Here is a 20288-nt window from a genome sequence, read left to right on the forward strand (position 1 = left end):
TAAATCTGATATTTTCTATTATAACTCCATTAGGCTGGCTTCAGAGATGTCCTACCTATAAAGAGCAGATAAGCGAATTAAAGGAGAAAGATCTTAGTACGCATGGTTTTCTTGGATATCCCGTGCTTCAAGCTGCTGATATCTTGCTTTATAAAGCAGAGAGAGTTCCTGTAGGCGAAGATCAGCTGCCGCATTTAGAATTAACGAGAGAGCTGGTGAGAAGGTTCCATTATCTATTCGGTAAGAATATTTTTCCTGAACCAGAAGCTTTACTTACAAAGAGTTCGAAGCTTTTGGGTTTAGATGGGCGTAAGATGTCCAAAAGTTACAGTAATTCCATTGCTTTAGCTGATAAGAGTGATGTTATAAAAGAGAAAGTCAGAGGAATGTTTACAGATCCTCAAAGAATAAAACGCCAAGATCCGGGAAGACCCGAAGTCTGTAATGTTTATAAATATTATGAGCTGTTCTCTCCTGATAAGGTTGCCGATATTGGCAGAGAATGCAGAGAGGCTAAGATAGGATGCGTTAGAGACAAAGAGAGGCTCGCAGAACTGCTCATCAATTACCTTAAACCGTTTCAGAAAAAAAGAGAGGCTATAGACTTCGATGTGAGCTACCTCAAAAAACTGCTTAAAGAGGGAGCTAAGAAAGCTAAACAAGTTGCTCAGAAGACGATTTCTGAGGTTAGAGAGGCTATAGGTCTATGAACGATTACAAGGTAAGACTTAAGATTTTTGAAGGTCCGTTGGATCTATTGCTCTATTTGATTAAAAAAAACGAAGTAAGTATCTATGATATACCTATTGCCGAAATAACAAAGCAGTACTTGGAGTATCTTAAGCTGATGCAGGATTTAGACCTTGATATTGTTGGTGATTTTCTTGTTATGGCCGCGACGCTGTTATATATAAAATCACGAATGTTATTGCCCCAAGAAGAGGTGGTCTTGGATGAAGAGATACCCGACGATGACCCGAGAGAGGAGCTTGTTAATCGATTGATGGAGTATAAGAAATTTAAAGAGGCGGCAGGTCTGCTTAAAGATAAAGAGGAAGAAGGGAGTGAGGTTTTTAAAAGATACCTATCTCGGTCAGATATTGATTTAACGCAGAGCGAAGATCCCCCTTACGAAGGTTTTGAAGCCAGCATATTTGATCTAATATCTGCCTTTACAGAGACTCTTAAGAACATACCTAAGGAGGATTTCAAAGTTGTTTTGGATGAAGAGCATACAGTAGAAGAGAAGATGGAGTTTGTAATCTCTCTCTTGGATCAAAAAGGGGTTATCTATTTCAATAATATCTGGGGTAGGATAAGAAGCAGGATTGAGGCAGTAGTTTTCTTTCTATCATTATTGGAGCTGATAAGATTGAAAAAGATTATAATAAGGCAGATTGGTCTTTTTGGAGAGATCAAGATATTTAAACCACTACCGGTCTTAGATAGCGATGGAAAATAAAGCCGAAACAAAAAGTGTAATTGAGGCACTTCTCTTTGTTGCTGATAAGCCGCTCTCGATAGAACAGATAAAAGCCGTCATGGAAGCCGACAGATCGGAGATTAAGTCAAATATAGAAGAGTTAAAGAGAGAGTATGAGTTAAAACATAGTTTCAGAATTCGTGAGGTTGCAGGGGGGTATCAGCTTGTAACAGACCCTATCTATGCTCGTTGGCTTAGAAAATTTTTTCAAGGTGGACGTAAGGGAGGACTCTCTAAAGCAGCGCTTGAAACTCTTGCAATAGTTGCTTATAAGCAGCCTATTACAAAACCAGAGATGGAGCAGATTAGAGGGGTTGATGTTGATGGGGTTATGAGGAAACTACTTGAGAAAGGTTTGGTTAAAATTATCGGCAGGAAGAGTGTTATCGGTAGGCCGCTAATGTACGCAACTACTAAAAGGTTCTTGGAGTATTTTGGGTTAAACTCTTTGGAGGAGCTGCCCGATTTAGATAAATTTGTAGAAATGGAGCAAGAAGAGAATGAAGATAATCGAGATTAGAAAAAAGATTGACGATCTAGACAAAAAAATAGTCAATCTTCTTAACAGGAGAGCAAGGTTAATAACGGACATCGGCAAAATTAAAAGGAAGAATAATAAGAGTATCTATGTTCCTGAAAGAGAGAGAGAAGTTTATAAGAAAATTAAAAGCTATAACAAGGGGCCGATACCTGGAGAGTATCTTGAGCACATATATCGCGAGGTAATGTCTTCTTCTCTGGCGATTGAAAAAGAGATAACCGTAGCCTTCTTAGGTCCTAAAGCCACCTTCACACAACTGGCCGCTCTCAAAAAATTTGGTTTTTCAGTTAGATATATAGAGTGTAGCGTAATAACTGATATTTTTAATGAAGTAGAGAAAGGCAATGCAGATTTTGGAGTTGTCCCAATCGAGAATTCGTTTGAAGGTGCTGTAAATCATACCCTGGATATGTTTATTGACTCAGAATTAAGTATCTGCTCTGAGATATATCTAAAGATAACCCATTATCTTCTGTCAAAGTCAAAAAGTGTTAAAGAGCTAAAGAAGATATATTCCAAGTCTGAAGTCTTCGGCCAATGTAGGAAGTGGTTAGAGAGCAATGCTCATGGAATTGATATTGCTGAGGTCTCTTCTACTGCCAGAGCTGCTCAGATAGCGGCAGGAGAGAAAGGGTCTGGGTGTATAGCCAGTAAAATGGCCAAGGATATTTATGGTTTAAATATGATTGCATCTTCAATTGAAGATGCTCCTTGTAATGTAACAAGGTTTTTAGTTATAGGGGAGACTCTGGCCCAGCCTACGGGTAGAGATAGAACATCCGTAGTCTTTTCTGTTAAAGATAAGATCGGAGCCTTACATGCAATGCTTCTTCCTTTTAAGAGGCATGGTATTAACCTGACAAAGATAGAGTCCCGTCCTTCGAAGAAGAGAGCCTGGGACTATTATTTCTTTGTTGATTTAGAAGGACATTGCAAAGATGCTAAAGTAGCTAAGGCCTTGGCTGAACTTTCTGATGTAACTTTTAGCCTGAAGATATTAGGTTCTTATCCAAGAGCTTAAGAGATATGTTGATATGGATGTTGAGAAGCTGATAAAAAATGCAACAAGAGAGGCTAGGCCTTATAAACCTGGCAAACCTATAGCTGAAGTAAAAAGAGAGCTTGGACTTAAAAAGGTTTATAAATTAGCTTCAAATGAAAACCCTCTGGGGCCTTCGCCTCAAGCTATAGCTGCTATAAAGAGAGTCTCAGCAGGTATAAATCGCTACCCTGAATCAGGCTGCTTCTATCTTAAAAAACGATTGGCTGAGATTTATAACCTTGAACCGGATAATTTTATAGTAGGCAATGGTTCCGATGAACTAATAGCTTTAGCACTAAGGACTTTTTTGAATCCCGGAGATGAAGTCATAGTCTCTAAACCTACATTTTTGATGTATGAGTTCTACTCTATAATAGAAGGGGCAAATCTAAGGATAGTTCCTATGAGGAATTTTAAATATGATTTAGATGCCATCTTAGGTGCTGTAACAGATAAAACGAAGATAATCTTTATTGCAAACCCTGACAATCCTTGCGGAACTTATATTGCAAAAGATGAGCTGGAAAAATTTATAGATAGATTACCTGATAGTATTATCCTTTTTCACGACGAAGCTTATTATGAGTTCATGCAGATGGATGACTATCCGGATCTATTTAGGTATATCGAAGATAAGCCAGTTATTATGACCAGGACTTTTTCTAAAGTTTACGGTTTGGCCGGTCTAAGAATAGGTTACGGTATAGCGGATAAAAGAATAGTTGAATATATGAATAAGGTTAGAGATCCTTTCAACGTTAACTCTTTGGCTCAGGCTGGAGCATTGGCCGCTTTAGACGATAGAGATTTTGTTAAAAAAGTTGTTAAGTTGACCAAGGAAAATAGAGAATATCTTTTCAAAGAGTTTGAGCGTTTGGGCTTGAATTATGTCAAATCTTATACTAATTGCATAATTGTTGAGATTGGAGAGAGGGCTCAGGATCTATCAGGTTATCTCCTAAGAGATGGAGTTATAATAAGAGATATGTCTGCCTGGGGTCTCAATAGATATATAAGGGTGAGTGTTGGGCTCAAAGTCGAGAACAGAAAGCTTGTTAGGCTTTTAGAGGAATTTATAAAAAAGGAGATTAAAAAATGATTATTGTTCTTAAACCGGATATCACCAAAGAGGAGATTGATCATCTAACAGAGAAGATTAAATCCTGGGGCCTGACGCCGATGATATCAAGAGGTGTAGAGAGGTCTATTGTAGGAGTTATAGGCGAAGAGGATGTTTTGCGTAGCCAGCCATTGGAAGCATTTCCGGGCGTCGAGAAGGTTATCCCGATTCTGGCACCATATAAGCTTGTGTCCAGAGAGTTCAAGTCTGAGAATACTGTGATAGATATAAAAGGCATCTGTATTGGAGGTAAAAAGATAATAAATATGGCCGGTCCTTGTTCAATAGAGAGTTATGAACAGTTAAAGAGCACTGCTGAACATACCAAGAGATTAGGTGCTCAGATTTTAAGAGGCGGGGCTTTTAAACCCAGAACGTCTCCTTATAGTTTTCAGGGACTAGGGGAGGAGGGCTTAAAGATGTTAAGAGAGATTGCCGACAATCTTGATATGGCTGTTGTCACAGAGATTATGGATCCCAGAGACCTGGCGCTTCTTGAGAAATATACGGATATTATTCAGGTTGGTGCTAGAAATATGCAGAATTTTACATTACTTAAGGAGGTTGGACAGTCTAGAAAACCTGTTCTCCTGAAGAGAGGTATAAGCGCGACTGTAAAAGAGTTTTTGATGGCGGCTTAGTATATACTCTCAGGAGGCAATTTTCAGGTTATGCTCTGTGAGCGGGGCATTAGAACTTTTGAGACTGCAACAAGGTTTACCTTGGATATCAATGCTATCTCGGTTATAAAACAGAAATCACATCTTCCGGTTATAGTCGATCCTTCTCATGGTACAGGTAAATGGAATTTAGTGGCTCCTGCAGCAGCAGCTGCGATTGCGGCTGGAGCTGACGGATTAATAGTCGAAGTTCATACTAGCCCTGAAGATGCTTTCTCTGATGGAGAGCAGTCATTGCTTCCGGAAAAATATTCTGAGATGATGGATCTTATTGGTTCAGTTGCCAAGGCTGTGGGCAGAGAGATATGAGCAGGAAATTTAATAGAGTAGTCATAATCGGAGTCGGTCTTATAGGAGGTTCATTAGCCGGAGCCATAAAGAAGAGCGGAATTGCTAAAGAGGTTGTAGGTTATTTCAGGAGAGAGAGTTCGTTAAAGAGAGCGAAAAGACTTAAGATGCTAGACAGTTACTATAGAGATTTAGACCAAGCTGTTTCAGGCTCAGATTTGATTATATTGACAACACCTGTTTATAGCATAATGGGTATTGGAAAAGCGATTAAAGGTTCTCTTTTAGACGAAGCTCTTATAATGGATGCCGGGAGTACTAAGAGAGAGATAGTAGCTGAGCTTACCAGGCTCTATCCTGAGAATTATCTTGGTGTTCATCCTATTGCCGGATCAGAAAAAAGAGGAGTAGAATATGCAGATCCGGAGCTTTTTAAAGATAGAGTTGTAATCCTGACTCCTACAAAAAAGACTTCAATTGCAGTTCTCGGAAAACTAAAATTATTTTGGAAAAGTGTAGGAGCCAAGATAGTTATTCTTAATCCCGAGACTCACGATAAGATACTCTCTAAAGTAAGCCATCTCCCGCATCTTTTGATGTACTTGTTGCTGGAAAGCGTAACTAAAGAGGATTTGAAATTTGCTTCTAGCGGTTTTCATGATGCAACACGAATAGCAGCTTCTGATAGTAAGATTTGGAGCGATATCTTTTTATCTAACAGGAAAAACATCGTTAAAGATATAGATAATTACATTAAGAAGTTGCTTAAGTATAAAAATTTTATAGAGAAGGGTTTTGAAAAAGAACTCCAATCTTCTATAGCTGATGCAGCTAGTAAAAGAAGGCAGCTTGGGTGAAAGCCAAAGAGGTAATCACAATAGATGGTCCTGCCGGTTCTGGTAAAAGTACTGTTGCAAAATTAGTTGCCAAAAGGTTAGGTCTTAACTATCTTGATACGGGAGCAATGTACAGGGCTCTTACCTGGGCTTCTCTTAAAGCTAATATCGATTTTTCCAACAATAATGCCATTCTATCTGTAGCAGAAGGTATAGATTTAAATATCTCCTATCAGAATGGAAAGTCGAGCGTCTACCTCAAAGGAGAAGATATATCGGATGCAATAAGACTCCCCTTAGTCAATGAGAATATATCAAGGGTTTCAGAGGTTTCTGAGGTTAGAGGTATCATGGTTTCAAAACAACGGGAGCTGGCTAAGGGCGGGGCGGTTGTAGAAGGACGGGATATTGGGACAGTAGTCTTTCCTGATGCAAAGTATAAATTTTATATCGATGCTGATTTCGATATTAGGGTAGAAAGAAGATATAGAGAGATGCAGGCAAAGGGTCTGAATATATCCAGGGATGATGTGAGTATGGATCTCTCTAAGAGAGATATCAGTGATAAGAATAGACTTCATGGACCTCTAATGAAAGCAGAAGATGCAACAGCTATAGATACAACAGGGATCTCTATAGATGAGGTTGTTGATAAGATACTCTCTTATCTTGGAGAGAGGGATGGTTCTTAATAGATTCTTAAGCCTAATAAGTCTTCTTATTTCTAAAGTGTTGTTCTTGTTGTGTATTGAGGGTAAGAATAATATTCCTACAGGAGGAGCTGTTATAATAGCCAGTAATCATGCAAGCTTTTTGGATCCCATCTTGTTAGGTGCAGCTTCAAGGCGTGTACTAGCTTTTGTGGCTAAAGAGGAGTTGTTCTGCTTGGGGCTTTTTTCAAAGTTAATATCAAGCGTAGGTGCATTTCCTATTAAAAGAGAGGCTCTATCTAAGAGTACTATCAGACAGGCTCTCAGGCTTCTAAGAGAAGGCAGGGCTCTTGTGGTATTTCCCGAAGGCAGCAGGTCTAAGAATGGTGAGATAGGCAAAGGAGAGTCTGGAGCGGTCTGGCTTGCGAAAACAACAGGAGCTCTTATAGTGCCTTCGAGGATATCTGGAACAGATAAGGCCTGGGGTGTTAATAGCACTACAGTTCGTCCTTATCCGGTTAAGGTTGTTTTTGGAAAGCCTTTAGAGTTCTCTGATTTAGAAGGAGAGGATTTAGGTAGTATGTCAGATAGTCTAATGGAGAGAATAAAGAGGTTATGAATATAGAGATTGTTAAGCCTTGCGGTTTTTGTGCAGGAGTAAAGAGAGCCATAGATTTAGTTCAGGATGCATTGAGAAGTTATAAGTCGGTATATTGCTTGGGAGAGTTGATTCATAATGAGACAGTAGTCTCCTGCTTAAAAAAAGAAGGGCTTATTGTTATTAAAGATCTCTCTGAGCTTAAAGGTAGAGATCTCTTTAATTCTGCGGTGGTCATAAGAAGTCACGGGGCAAAAAAAGAGGTTTATGATTTCTTGAAGAACCACGATATTGCTATTGTAGATGCGACCTGTACTATTGTTAAGAAGATACAGAGTCTCTGCCAAAAATTTAGTAGAGATGGTTGTAATACGATAATATTTGGAGATAAGCTTCATCACGAAGTTCAATCCTTAATGGACTATTGCGATGGGAAAGTAAACGTTGTAGCTATCATAGAAGATGTCAGCGAAAATACAGCTTTAGATAACTCTATTCTTATAAGTCAGTCGACTAAGGACGAAAAACAGTTGATAGGTCTCTATAAACAGCTTTTTAAAAGAGGTTTGCCAAAATCCAATTTTTATAATACAATATGTTCTGATATAAAGACCAGACAGAAAGAGCTTGACTCTTTAGCGGACAGAGTAGATCTGGTTTTAGTGTTAGGGAGTAAGCAGAGTGCCAATACAGCTAATCTGTTCTCTATAGCAAAAGAGAGGTGCAGCAGGAGCTTTTTGGTTTCTGACTTAAATGAACTTCCTGAAGTTGAAATAAGTGAGTCTGGCGATATTGCTATTGTAACTGGTGCTTCAACTCCTTATAATTTTTTAAATTCTGTTACAGAGAGAATCAAAAATCTATATAAATGAGGTGAATAGCATGACAGAAGGAAAAGAGAAGATTGATATTGGCAGCGGAGAGGAAGATTTTAAAGATAACCTTGACAGGTTATATGAAGAGAGCTTCCAACAGCTTAAAGAAGGTTCTATTGTAAAAGGTACAATTATACATGTTAAAAATAATATCGTGCTCTTGGATCTACATTATAAGGCAGAGGGTATTCTTCCTAAGGATGAGTTTCTGGATTCATCTGAGATTGATATCGGTAAAGAGGTTGAGGTCTATGTATCTAGCTTAGAGAACGAAGAAGGTTTGGTTGTACTTTCCAAGAGACGGGCTGATAAGATTCTTGGCTGGGAGAAGATAAACAAGGATTATAAGGAAGGCGATGCTGTTAAAGGTAGAGTGGTTAAAAAAGTAAAAGGTGGACTGATTGTAGATATCGGTGTAGAGGCTTTTCTTCCAGCATCTCTCGTAGATATCAAAGGTATTCCGGAATTGGATGCTATGATAGGAAAGATAATCGATTGTAAGATTGTATCTATTAACATTAAGAGAAAAAATGTGGTCATCTCCCGTAAGGAATATTTAATGGCTGAGATGGGACAGAAGAAGGAAGAGTTGTTGAGTAAGATAAATGCTGGTGATATTGTTGAGGGTATAGTTAAAAATATAACCGACTATGGAGCCTTTATAGAGATAGATGTGGTTGATGGTTTGCTCCATATATCAGATATGAGCTGGGGAAGAATTAACCATCCTTCAGAACTTTTGGCGGTGGGTGATAAAGTTAAAGTTAAGATCTTAGATATCGATGATGAGCATCAGCGTGTCTCGTTAGGTCTTAAACAACTAAGTGCTGATCCATGGGAAGAGGTAGAGAAGAAATATTCTTTAAGTTCTCAGATTAAAGGGAAGATAATAAACATTCTTCCTTACGGTGCTTTTGTCGAACTTGAACCCGGAATTGAAGGTTTTATTCACGTCTCTGATCTCTCTTGGACAAAGAAGATAAGAGATGCTCATGAGATGTTTGTTATAGGGGATATAATAGAGGCGATAGTTCTCTCTGTTGACTTAAGTAGAAGAAGGATAACTCTGGGCATAAAACAGCTAGAGCAGGATCCCTGGGAAGAGATAGAATCTAAATATACTCTTGATTCTACTCTCAACGGTAAAGTCACTGGTTTTAATGAAGATGGAGCTTTCGTAGAGATAGAAGATGGTATTGACGGCTTTATCTCTAAAAATGATCTATCTTGGACCAGGCGCATAAACCATGCTTATGAGATTTTAAAGAAGGGGCAGAAGTTGGAGTTAAAGATAATAGGTATCAATAATGCTTTTAGGCAACTTATCCTGGGGTTGAAACAGCTTAAGCCTGATCCCTGGCCTCAGATAGAGGAGAAGTATAGGCCTGGTACCGTTCTCGAGGGTGAAGTTACGAGCATATTTCCTTTCGGAGTTTTTGTACAACTCGAGGAAGATTTAGAAGGTTTGCTTCACATTTCAGAGGTAGGTAAAAAATCAGATACTTTACAAGACGGGTTCAATCCGCAAGACAGAGTAGAGGTTGTTGTTTTATCTATTGATAAAGATAAGAAGCAGATAAGATTAACTTTAAAAGATAGTGATGAACCTTTAAATTCAAATGAGGTTTTAGAGGCTGAAGATGATTTAAAAGTTAGCTCTAAGGAAGTTCCCGAAGAAGATGTAAGAGTTGACGATTCTGAATTTATTCAGTTTGAAGAGGAAGCAGAAGAGGTTTCTGAAGAAGTTGAGGAGAAACTAGAAGAATCTTCTGGAGAGGGAGAGGTTAAAGAGGAACCAGAAGAAGATTCTAATCAAGGAGAGATTCAGGAGGAAGCAGAAGAGGCTTCTGATGAAAAAAGAGATGAATAACAAGATTGCCCCTGATGAGCAGTTAAAGATAATCAAAAGGGGTTTAGATGAGCTGATTACAGAAAAAGATCTTCTTAAAAAGATAGAGGCTTCATACAGCTCCAATAAGCCTTTAAATATTAAAGCAGGATTTGATCCCAGTGCACCCGATTTACATTTAGGTCATATGGTGCTTCTTAAAAAACTCAAAGATTTTCAGGATTTAGGCCATAGAATCTATTTTTTAATAGGCGATTTTACAGCTCGGATAGGTGATCCAAGTGGGCAGAGAGAGATTCGGCCTCAATTAACCAAAGAAGAGGCCAAGCGGAATGCCAAAACTTACAAGAGACAGATATTTAAAGTTCTTGACCTCATGGAGACTAAGGTTGTCTTAAATTCAAAATGGCTTGAAAAGATGAGCTTTGAAGATGTCTTAAAGCTTAGCTCTCACTATACGATTGCTAGAATTCTCGAGAGAGATGATTTTATGTTGCGCTATAAGGAGGGTAAGCCGATATCCTTAACAGAGTTTCTCTATCCTTTGATTCAGGGTTATGACTCTGTTGTTTTGGAGGCTGACATAGAGATAGGCGGAAGAGATCAGAAGTTTAATCTTCTTGTTGGGCGTGAGCTTCAGCGGAATTATGGGCAGAGCCCCCAGGTTATAATTACTCTGCCTATATTGGAGGGTACGGATGGAGTACAGAAGATGTCTAAAAGTCTGGATAACTATATTGCTTTGGAAGATTCGGCCAAAGATATCTTTGGTAAAGTTATGTCTATACCCGATAGCCTTATTTCAAGATATGCAGAGCTGCTCACCATGCTGGATTTGGAAAATTTAAACAGATATGCTGCACGTGATGCCAAACTTATGTTGGCTAGAGAGATTGTTGCAATATTCTACGGTAAGAATAAAGCGAGAGATCAAAGGGATAATTTTATCAAAGTTTTTTCTAATAGAGAGATTCCTGAAGAGATTGAGGAGTATAAAGTTGATACCGAAACATGGATAGTAGATTTGATAGTAGATAGCGGTTGTGCTGTGAGCAATTCTGATGCTAGGCGCTTGATAAAACAGGGTGCCGTGACTCTGGATTCTATCAAAGTAGAGGATAAAGGTTTTCAGATAGTAGAGCGGGGCGAGTATATTCTTAAGGTAGGGAAGCATAGGTTTAGAAAAATAATTTTTAAAGATTAAATCTTGTATTCCCAAAATTTTCCTTTTACTGAAAAAAGAGTAATATCTCTAATCAATCCTGTAATTGATAATCCTTTTGTATTTCTTGAAAGCGTATCTTCTGATTCTGACAATCAAAGGTCTTTTCTTTTTAATAATTTTGAGGATTTCTTGGTTTTTAATCCAGAAGATAACCTGGATGATTTTTTTGCAAAAGTTGAAGATTTTTTAACAAAAGGTTTCTGGCTCTGCGGTTTTTTCTCATATGAGGCAGGGTATTTTTTTGAAGAATCATTAAAGGGGTTGTATAAATCAAAGACTGCCTTTCCTCTTATATGGCTGGGTGTTAGCAGTGAGCCTATAATTATTGATCACAGCTATAAAGATAAATCATTACTCTCTGATTCCCCTGCAGATTTAAGTTATAAAATGGTAGGGTTTAAGCCAAGCATCAAAGAGAAAGAGTATGATAGTTCTATTGCCAAGGTAAAAAAATATATCGAAGAAGGCCGGACCTATCAGGTGAATTATACTTTTAAGTATAAATTTGATTTCAGGGGAAGTGTTTTAGGTCTATATCTTAATTTACGCAGGAGTCAGCCAACATCATACAGCGCTTTTATTAATACCGGCGAGAACAATATCATATCTCTTTCACCGGAACTCTTTTTTAAGATGTCTAAAGATAAGATTTTGACTAAACCAATGAAAGGTACTATTTCTCGAGGTTTCTCAAATTTAGAGGATAGAGATAGAGAGAACTGGTTAGCTCAAGATATTAAAAACCGTTCTGAAAATCTCATGATAGTTGACTTATTAAGAAATGATCTAGGCAGAGTTTCTTGTACGGGAAGCGTTAAGGTTGAAAATTTATTTCAGGTTGAAAGATACCGTACTTTATATCAGATGACATCTACTGTGACAGGAACTTTAAAAAAGAATAGCGACTATATACAGCTGTTTAAATCTCTATTTCCGTCGGGTTCTGTTACCGGAGCTCCCAAGATAAGTACGATGAAGATAATAAAAGAACTGGAGAAGGAGCCGCGTAATATATATACAGGTTCAATTGGTTATATTTCGCCAAATAGAGAAGCATGTTTCAATGTAGCGATAAGAACTATTCTATTGGATAAAAATAAGGCTGAGATGGGTGTTGGAGGCGGCATTGTATATGACTCTTTAGATAGGGCTGAATATAGAGAGGCTATTCTTAAAGCGGATTTTTTAAGAAAAGATTTTTCTAGTTTTAATTTGATAGAGACTATGCGTTGGGATAGAGGCAAAGGGTATTATCTTATTGAAAGGCATATAGATAGGATATTCAATTCAGCGGTATATTTTCAGATTCCTCTAGATGTCAGAATCTTAAAAAAGAGATTATCTGAGCTTGAGAGGGAATTTAAAGAGAATAAATATAGAGTGAGATTAACTCTTGATATGGAAGGCAATATTAAAACAGAATTCAGCATATTGGAAGATCTTAATTCTTTTATTAAGATTAAGATTAGTTCTACCAAGATAGACCCTGAGAATATTTATTTATATCATAAGACTACTCAACGGGATATTTATGATAAGGAGAGGAGGAAGGCTCTTAAAGAGGGCTTTTTTGATATTATCTATACAAATATCAAAGGTCAGATTACTGAAGGGGCTATCAGTAATATATTTCTCCTTCTGGATGGCCAACTTTATACGCCTCCTGTAAGATGCGGTTTGTTGCCGGGAATTTTAAGAGAGCATCTGTTGGTTAAGGGTAGCACAAAAGAGAAGATCCTTCACAGAGACGATCTTTACTTGGCAGATAAGGTATACATAGCTAATTCTCTTAGAGGTTTAATGATAGTAAATGGTATAGTTTGACAGAGCTATATCGCTTAGGTAGAATTAGTAACAATGATTTCAAAAAATCTTAATTTAATAAGAGAGAAAATAGAAAAAACATCTCTAAATAGTAATAGAGTTTCTGATTCTATTAGGTTAGTTGCTGTAACGAAGAATGTAGAGGTAGAGAAGATAAGAGAGGCTTCTTCTTTAGGGATTTCAGATATTGGAGAGAATCGTATTCAGGAAGCAAGAAGTAAACTGGATGACTTGAAAAGTCTCAATCTCTGCTGGCATATGGTTGGACATCTCCAGACCAATAAGGTAAAATATGCTGTCGATATTTTTGAATATATACACTCTTTGGATAGTATAAAGCTGGCTGAAGAGATAGATAGGTGTTCCAGAATTAAGAATAAATATCAAAAAGTATTTATAGAAGTAAATACTTCCGGAGAAGAGACGAAGTTTGGTGTTAGCGAAGATAACATAGAAGCTTTTGTCAATAGAGTAGTAGAGTTTAAACAGTTAGATTTAATGGGTTTTATGACCATCGCTCCTTTTACAGATGATAAGGATGTAATCAGGGAGTCTTTCAGAAAGCTTAGAATTATAAGGGATGATATGAGTAAAAAGTTGAATAGAAAACTCCATCTTTCAATGGGTATGAGTGATGACTTTGAGATTGCAATTGAAGAGGGAGCTGATTTTATAAGATTGGGCAGAGTAATCTTTGGAGAGAGAGAATGAATGTTGGAATTATTGGTTTAGGGAAGATGGGTGAGGCTATAGCTAAAGGATTAATGAACTCAAAGGGTTATAGAGTATATTTTAACGAGTCTGATGGTAAGCGATGCAAAGAAATAACGGATAAATACAGAAGATTGAAATATCTTGACATCGAGCAGCTCATAGATTCATCTTCCGCTATTATACTGGCGGTTAAACCTCAAGATTTAAAAGAGCTTTTGAATAAGATTGGCCGTGTTTTAAAGAGAGATAAGCTCTTTATCTCAATAGCAGCTGGAGTCTCTATAAATTTTGTACAGAATGAAGGTTCTTTAGAAAAGGTGGTTAGAGCTATGCCGAATATGGGTGCCTTAGTGGGAGAATCTTTTACAGCTCTCGCTTATTCAGAAAAAGTTAGTAATAGAGAACTTGAGTTAGCTAAGAAGATATTTGCTAACATAGGAGATGTTGAAGTATTAAAAGAGAATTTAATAGATGCTGTTACAGCTATATCCGGCAGCGGACCTGCTTATTTTGCCTATTTTCTTAAAGCAATTGAGGAGTCTGCGGCTGAAGTAGGCCTTGAAGATATATCTTCTAAAATTGCTCTAGATACCTTGGAAGGGGTTTTAAAAGTATTAAAAGGATTGGATATTTCAACAGATGAGCTGATTGAAATGGTCAAATCTCCCGGAGGAACAACAGAGGCTTGTTTAGATTATTGGCAGCAGAGCGATCTGTCAGGCATTATAAAAGAGGGAATTAAAAAAGCAATCAATAAGGCAAAGGAGTTAGGGAAATAATGTTTATACTTGCTAATTTAATTAAGGCGGCGGCTGAGATTCTTGGTGTTCTGCTTACGATATACTATTGGCTGATCTTAGTACGTGCTTTAATATCCTGGGTTAATCCAGACCCTTATAATCCAATAGTTCAATTTCTGCATAAAGTTACAGAGCCTGTTCTCTCTCCTATAAGAAGAATGCTGCCTTTTGGGGCTGGTATTGGAATAGATATATCACCGATTATTGCATTTTTTATAATAATGTTTTTGAGATCATTTTTAGTGAGAACATTATTGGAGATAAGCTACTATCTTAAAGGAAGTATTTAAAAAAGGAGTTTGGGGTGAAAGATTTGAGAAGAAAGATCAGCGAGGCAAGCTCTTTTATCAAAAAGAGTATTAAAATCAAACCTGATGTAGCGGTTGTTTTAGGCTCAGGTCTGTCTGCTTTTGGAAAGAAGATTAAGAATAGTAAGAGCATAGACTATACTAATATTCCCCACTTTCCTGTTTCTACAGTAGAGGGTCATAAGGGAGAGCTGATATTTGGGAAGGTTGGTATTAAGAATGTCGTGGTTATGGGGGGGCGGTTTCATCTCTACGAAGGCTATTCTGTCTATGAGATTTCCTACCCGGTATATGTTATGCGTGCTCTGGGTGCGAAACACCTTATAATCTCTAACGCTGCAGGCGGGATGAACCCTTGCTTCAGTAAAGGTGATCTCATGCTGATAGATGACCATATAAACCTTATGGGTCTAAACCCTCTCACTGGTCCCAACGATGATAAGCTTGGAGAGAGGTTCCCGGATATGTGCGAACCCTATAATAAGGAGATGTTAAAGCTGGCAATGGACTTAGCTTTAGATTTGAAGATAAGAGTACATAAAGGTGTCTATGTTGGCCTAACAGGTCCCAGTCTAGAAACAAGGGCAGAGTACCGTTTCTTAAGAGCTATAGGGGCTGACTGTGTAGGTATGTCTACTGTTCCTGAGGTTATCGCAGCTGTCCATTGCGGATTCAAGGTTTTAGGTATAAGCTGCATTACAGATCTATGTCTGCCTGATGCGTTGAAACCGGTAGACTTTAAAGAGATACTCAGCATTGCTGCAAAAGCAGAGCCTAAACTAGCCCAACTTGTGTACAAACTAATACCGAAGCTAAAATGAAGGATTATAAAGAGACTTTAAATCTTCCCAGAACTAAGTTTCCCATGCGGGGAAATCTCCCTCAGAGAGAACCTGGTTTTATTGAAAAGTGGAAAGAAAATAATTTATACGAAAATATTAAATCAAAGAATAAAGATAAGACTCCTTATATTCTTCATGACGGGCCTCCTTATGCTAACGGAAATATTCATCTTGGCCATGCCTTAAATAAAACATTAAAAGATGTAGTTTTAAGATTTAAATCTATGACTGGACATCTTGTTAATCTTACACCTGGCTGGGATTGCCATGGTCTGCCTGTAGAACATCAGCTTATTAAAAATCTTGGGTTAAAAAAATCTGAGATAGAATCTGTTAAGTTTCGCAAGAAAGCGAGAGATTATGCTCTTAAATATGTGGAGATTCAGAAAAAAGAGTTTCAGAGATTAGGCTGCATGGCTAATTGGGATACTCCCTATCTTACTTTGAGCCATGATTATGAAGCTGCTACTCTGCGTTCTTTGGCAGGTCTTATAAAACAAGGCTATCTCTATAAAGATGTTAAGCCTGTGAATTGGTGTATTGAGTGTGAAACTGCTTTAGCCGAAGCTGAGGTAGAATATGAGGAATGTCTATCTGACTCTATATATGTAAAGTTTGCGATCAATAATGGTCCGGAATTAGCGGTTGATCTGAATCTCCCGAAGCGGTCTTATTTTTTAATTTGGACCACTACTCCCTGGACATTGATATCCAATGTTGCCGTGGCCCTCAGTAATGAAAAGGAGTATAGCTTTGTAAAGCTAAAAACAGAAGAGCTGCTGGTTGTCGCTTCTAAGAGGCTGCCTTTTTTAAAAGAGAGCCTTGCTTTAGAGATAGACTCTGTAATACATACTGCTAAAGGCAGGGAGCTTGAAGGTGTTAATTTAAAACATCCCTTTATAGAGCGGGAATCTAAAGTTGTGGGGGCTGATTTTGTATCCGTGGAGGAGGGTACAGGGTCTGTCCATATAGCTCCAGGCCATGGTATGGAGGATTATCTATTAAGTAAAGAGAGAGGACTTGATATGATCATGCCTTTAAACGATAAGGGTATATTTGAGGATGTTGGTGAGTTTTCCGGTCAACTTGTTTGGAATGCTAATGAAAAAGTAAAAGAGATACTTAAAAATAAAGGTGCACTTTTAAAAGAAGAGAAGATAGAGCATTCCTATCCTCATTGTTGGAGATGTAATTCTCCGGTTATATTCAGGGCTACATTACAGCTTTTTATGTCAATAGATAAGTTTGATCTGCGTGCTAAGCTGCTTGAAGCAACCGATAAAGTAAGATGGATTCCTGAGGCAGGCTTGCAGAGGATGAAGGGGATGCTTCAGACACGTCCGGATTGGTGTCTCTCCCGTCAAAGATACTGGGGTGTTGCAATACCCTCTCTTAGATGCATGAATTGCAAAAACTCTGTTTTAAATCAAGGTTTTATTCTCAATGTTGCAGAAGAGGTAGAGAAGAGAGGTGCTGATATATGGTTTGAGGAGAGTTATAAGAAATTTTTGCCCCCAGATTTTAAATGTGATAATTGCGGTAATAAGGATGTTGATCTTTTTGAAAAGGAGAACGATATCGTAGATGTTTGGTTCGAGTCGGGAATAAGTCATCAGGCAGTGTTAAAAGATAGGTATAATTTGAGCTTTCCTGCCGATCTCTATCTTGAAGGCAGCGATCAGCATAGAGGGTGGTTCCAGACTTCTCTTATTACCGGAGTTAGCATAAAAGAGAAGCCTCCATATAAAGCTGTTCTTACGCATGGTTTCGTGGTCGATGGTGAAGGAAGAAAGATGTCTAAATCTTTAGGCAATGTAATATCTCCGCTTAAGGTGATAAAGAGGTACGGCGCTGACGTTCTAAGACTCTGGGCTATATCGCGGGATTTCACTCAAGATCTAAGGATTTCAGAAGATATAATAAAACAGACTGTAGAGTCTTATAGAAAGATAAGAAATACTTTTAGATTTCTTCTGAGTAATATATATGATTATGACCCCAAGAAGAATAAGGTTTCATATTCAGCTCTGGATTTAATAGATAAATGGATATATGCAGAGTCTATAGTGCTTAATGAAGAAGTTAAGTCTCTTTATGAGAATTATAAGTTTAATCAGGTATTTAAAAAGATATATCTTTTTATGAATGAGAGGCTGTCGTCTATCTATTTAGACGTTCTTAAAGACAGAATGTATACTTTTCATCCTCAAGATGAGAAGAGAAAATCTTCTCAGACTATGATTTACTGTCTGTTGTCTATGCTGGTGAGGTTAATAGCTCCAATATTGCCTTTTACAGCTGAGGATGTCTGGGAAAACTTAGAACTTAAAGACGAGGACGATTCAAAATGTGAGAGTATACATCTGACCTCTTTTAAAGATATGGTATTAAATCAAGAGAGTGAGGTAGTTTTGAAAGATTTCAACAAGCTCTTTATTTTAAGAGATATTGTTATGAAGGCAATCGAGAGAAAGAGAGAGCTGGGTGAAATAGGCAGCTCTCTTGAGGCTAAGGTTAGGCTAAAAATTCTACTGGACAATAGCTACAACTTTTTAGATAATTATAAAGCTATTTTAGCTGTACTGTTTATAGTCTCAGAGGTAGAGTTATCTAAGGCTGATAAAGCAGACAGTAATTTCAAGAGTATAGATGGTTTTGAAAGGATAGATATTATTGTTGAAAAGAGTCAAGGTAAGAAGTGTATGCGTTGCTGGAATTATACTTTCGATATTGGCGAAAACAGAAGATATGAAGATGTCTGTCTTCGCTGCGCTATGGTATTGGAGAAGATATTATGAATAAAAAGTTTAACAAGCAGGAGCTGGAAAAGTTTAAAAAGATTTTAATGGACTTAAAAAAGAAAGTATCTTCAGAGATAAGACATCTAACTGAGGATAGCATCTATAAATCCCAGAAAGATGTATCTGGAGAGATATCAAGTTATACCTATCATATGGCCGACATGGCTACAGACAGCTTTGATAGAGAGTTCTCTTATGCTTTGGCCAACAATGAACAAGAATTAGTCTATCTTATAAACGAGGCTCTATCCAGGATTGATTCTGGGGAGTACGGTATCTGCGAGCTTTGTGAAAACAGCATAAAGAGAAGCCGTTTAAATGCTATTCCATATGCCAAAAACTGTTTAGAATGCCAAACTAAAGAGGAGAAGAGGGTTAGAAGGGAAAAGAGATGAAAAATGGCCCCAAAGGTAAGGGCCTCCATCTTTTTCTAATAGCCATTCTGTTGGTAGCAGATCAGGCAGTAAAGACCTATTTGAGTATATTTCCCCAGGGCGAAGTTATCTGCGATCTTCTGCCCGGGTTTTTTAATATTAAAATCTTGGTAAATCCTGGAATAGCGTTTGGAATCTTAAATAATCTGTCCCAGGTATTTATATGGGTAAATACTTTTATCTTAATCTCTTTTTTAGTCTATTTCTTATTTGGTTTAAATACCAAAACTCTCTATCTAAGTTTTGCTTTAATTATAGCCGGAGCAGCTTCTAATCTCATAGATAGACTTATCTATGGAGGAGTTGTGGACTATTTAAACTTTACTTTTTTTCCTACCTTTAATCTTGCAGATAGCTATATAACTGTAGCAATATGCTTAATGCTGAAAGATGCCATATTTAGAAAAGAATAACCACTCTTTTCAGTACGAAGGTTCTAATATCAGGTTGGATCAGTTTCTCTGTGGTGAGTTTAAAAATATCTCTAGAGAGAAAATCAAAAAAATAATTTATCAGAAGTCTGTTTTAGTCAATAGTAGTAATGCGGTAAAACCTTCAGATATTATTAAAGAGGGAGACAGAATAAGTATTTTAAAAAGGGATTTTAAGGAGAAGAATATAGAGCCTAGGAATATGGATATTTCTGTTATATATGAAGATGAAGATATAGCGGTTATCAATAAACCTGCCGGTATCATTACTCACCCGCTAAGTGGGACCGATTCTGATACTCTAATTAACGGATTACTCTTTAAGTTCAATAAGCTCTCAAGTATCAATGGGTCCTTAAAGCCCGGGATTGTACATAGACTTGATAAGGATACTTCTGGTATTATGATTATTGCCAAGAACAATGAGGCTCATAACAATATAGCTGCTCAATTTAAAAATAAAGGTATTATTAAAAATTACCTTGCCTTAGTTGAGGGTAGTGTTGAATATGATGAAGGTTTAATCTCGAGGCCTATTGGAAGGTCGAGGATTAAAAGAACGATTATGGAGATAGATGATTCTATGGGGAGATCAGCAGAGACCTATTTTAGGGTTATTCAAAGAGTTAGCCTAAAACTCACTATTAAGTCTCAGAAGTTTTACACTTTTATTGTCCTCTCTCCTAAGACCGGGAGAACGCATCAATTGCGAGTACATATGAAACATTATGGTCATCCTCTTGTTGGAGATTCTAAATACGGTAGGGGTTCAGATTTGATCGGCCGTCAGGCTCTGCATGCTTATCATATAAAGTTTTTCCACCCTGTGAAAAATATTCAAATGAGTTTCAAAGCTTTATTAGCGGATGATTTTAAAAATTTGCTTTCTAAATTAGGGATAGCAAATTATAATCTTATCTTAGATAATATTATTCAGGAGGTGTGAT

Annotated in this window: 20 protein-coding genes and 1 pseudogene; all 21 read left to right on the forward strand. The window is 37.5% G+C overall.

The annotated features are described in order from the left end of the window. A partial coding sequence (gene trpS / locus P9L98_00490; GenBank protein MDP8215789.1) for a tryptophan--tRNA ligase occupies positions 1-710 on the forward strand: 710 nt, incomplete at its 5' end. Continuing rightward, the gene (locus tag P9L98_00495; GenBank protein MDP8215790.1) at positions 707-1462 is read left to right on the forward strand and encodes a segregation/condensation protein A; all 756 of its coding nucleotides are present in this window, start codon (positions 707-709) and stop codon (positions 1460-1462) included. The genes trpS and P9L98_00495, both read left to right, overlap by 4 nt. Further along, positions 1452-2003 carry an SMC-Scp complex subunit ScpB gene (scpB, locus tag P9L98_00500; protein MDP8215791.1) on the forward strand — a complete coding sequence of 184 codons (552 nt, stop codon included), beginning with the start codon at positions 1452-1454 and terminating at the stop codon, positions 2001-2003. The genes P9L98_00495 and scpB overlap by 11 nt, the downstream gene beginning before the upstream one ends. Then, positions 1984-3045, forward strand: a complete 1062-nt coding sequence (pheA, locus tag P9L98_00505) for a prephenate dehydratase (protein ID MDP8215792.1) — start codon at positions 1984-1986, stop codon at positions 3043-3045. The genes scpB and pheA overlap by 20 nt, the downstream gene beginning before the upstream one ends. 13 nt (positions 3046-3058) lie before the next feature. Further along, positions 3059-4165 (forward strand): histidinol-phosphate transaminase, encoded by a 1107-nt coding sequence (hisC, locus tag P9L98_00510; GenBank protein MDP8215793.1) that lies wholly within the window; start codon positions 3059-3061, stop codon positions 4163-4165. Continuing rightward, a pseudogene (gene aroF, locus P9L98_00515) lies at positions 4162-5175 on the forward strand (3-deoxy-7-phosphoheptulonate synthase). The gene hisC and the pseudogene aroF overlap by 4 nt, the downstream one beginning before the upstream one ends. After that, complete coding sequence (locus P9L98_00520; protein MDP8215794.1) at positions 5172-6011, forward strand: prephenate dehydrogenase/arogenate dehydrogenase family protein; 840 nt, start codon at positions 5172-5174, stop codon at positions 6009-6011. Before aroF ends, P9L98_00520 begins: the two are co-directional and overlap by 4 nt. After that, a complete protein-coding gene (gene cmk, locus P9L98_00525) occupies positions 6008-6682 on the forward strand; it encodes a (d)CMP kinase (protein ID MDP8215795.1) in 675 nt (224 codons plus the stop codon). Before P9L98_00520 ends, cmk begins: the two co-directional genes overlap by 4 nt. Next, positions 6672-7259, forward strand: coding sequence for a lysophospholipid acyltransferase family protein (locus P9L98_00530; protein MDP8215796.1), 588 nt, complete (start codon positions 6672-6674; stop codon positions 7257-7259). Before cmk ends, P9L98_00530 begins: the two co-directional genes overlap by 11 nt. Then, positions 7256-8110 carry a 4-hydroxy-3-methylbut-2-enyl diphosphate reductase gene (gene ispH, locus P9L98_00535; GenBank protein MDP8215797.1) on the forward strand — a complete coding sequence of 285 codons (855 nt, stop codon included), beginning with the start codon at positions 7256-7258 and terminating at the stop codon, positions 8108-8110. Before P9L98_00530 ends, ispH begins: the two co-directional genes overlap by 4 nt. Before the next feature lie 10 nt (positions 8111-8120). Beyond that, positions 8121-9983 (forward strand): 30S ribosomal protein S1, encoded by a 1863-nt coding sequence (locus P9L98_00540; protein MDP8215798.1) that lies wholly within the window; start codon positions 8121-8123, stop codon positions 9981-9983. Beyond that, positions 9964-11166 (forward strand): tyrosine--tRNA ligase, encoded by a 1203-nt coding sequence (tyrS, locus tag P9L98_00545; protein MDP8215799.1) that lies wholly within the window; start codon positions 9964-9966, stop codon positions 11164-11166. Before P9L98_00540 ends, tyrS begins: the two co-directional genes overlap by 20 nt. Positions 11167-11169: 3 nt before the next feature. Next, positions 11170-13011, forward strand: coding sequence for an aminodeoxychorismate synthase component I (gene pabB, locus P9L98_00550; GenBank protein MDP8215800.1), 1842 nt, complete (start codon positions 11170-11172; stop codon positions 13009-13011). 33 nt (positions 13012-13044) lie between these two features. After that, entirely contained in the window at positions 13045-13722 is a 678-nt protein-coding gene (locus P9L98_00555; protein MDP8215801.1) for a YggS family pyridoxal phosphate-dependent enzyme, read from the forward strand. After that, positions 13719-14504 carry a pyrroline-5-carboxylate reductase gene (gene proC, locus P9L98_00560; protein ID MDP8215802.1) on the forward strand — a complete coding sequence of 262 codons (786 nt, stop codon included), beginning with the start codon at positions 13719-13721 and terminating at the stop codon, positions 14502-14504. Before P9L98_00555 ends, proC begins: the two co-directional genes overlap by 4 nt. Next, positions 14504-14815 carry a YggT family protein gene (locus tag P9L98_00565; GenBank protein ID MDP8215803.1) on the forward strand — a complete coding sequence of 104 codons (312 nt, stop codon included), beginning with the start codon at positions 14504-14506 and terminating at the stop codon, positions 14813-14815. The genes proC and P9L98_00565 overlap by 1 nt, the downstream gene beginning before the upstream one ends. Positions 14816-14829: 14 nt before the next feature. After that, on the forward strand, positions 14830-15654 hold the full coding sequence (locus P9L98_00570; GenBank protein ID MDP8215804.1) for a purine-nucleoside phosphorylase: 825 nt from the start codon (positions 14830-14832) through the stop codon (positions 15652-15654). Further along, complete coding sequence (gene ileS / locus P9L98_00575; protein MDP8215805.1) at positions 15651-18473, forward strand: isoleucine--tRNA ligase; 2823 nt, start codon at positions 15651-15653, stop codon at positions 18471-18473. Before P9L98_00570 ends, ileS begins: the two co-directional genes overlap by 4 nt. Then, positions 18470-18871, forward strand: coding sequence for a TraR/DksA family transcriptional regulator (locus P9L98_00580; GenBank protein MDP8215806.1), 402 nt, complete (start codon positions 18470-18472; stop codon positions 18869-18871). Before ileS ends, P9L98_00580 begins: the two co-directional genes overlap by 4 nt. Further along, positions 18868-19323, forward strand: a complete 456-nt coding sequence (gene lspA, locus P9L98_00585) for a signal peptidase II (GenBank protein MDP8215807.1) — start codon at positions 18868-18870, stop codon at positions 19321-19323. Before P9L98_00580 ends, lspA begins: the two co-directional genes overlap by 4 nt. Further along, complete coding sequence (locus P9L98_00590) at positions 19301-20287, forward strand: RluA family pseudouridine synthase (GenBank protein MDP8215808.1); 987 nt, start codon at positions 19301-19303, stop codon at positions 20285-20287. The genes lspA and P9L98_00590 overlap by 23 nt, the downstream gene beginning before the upstream one ends. Position 20288 lies beyond the last annotated feature (1 nt).

The organism is Candidatus Kaelpia imicola (assembly GCA_030765505.1).
Classification (GTDB): Bacteria; Omnitrophota; Gorgyraeia; order Kaelpiales; family Kaelpiaceae; genus Kaelpia; species Kaelpia imicola.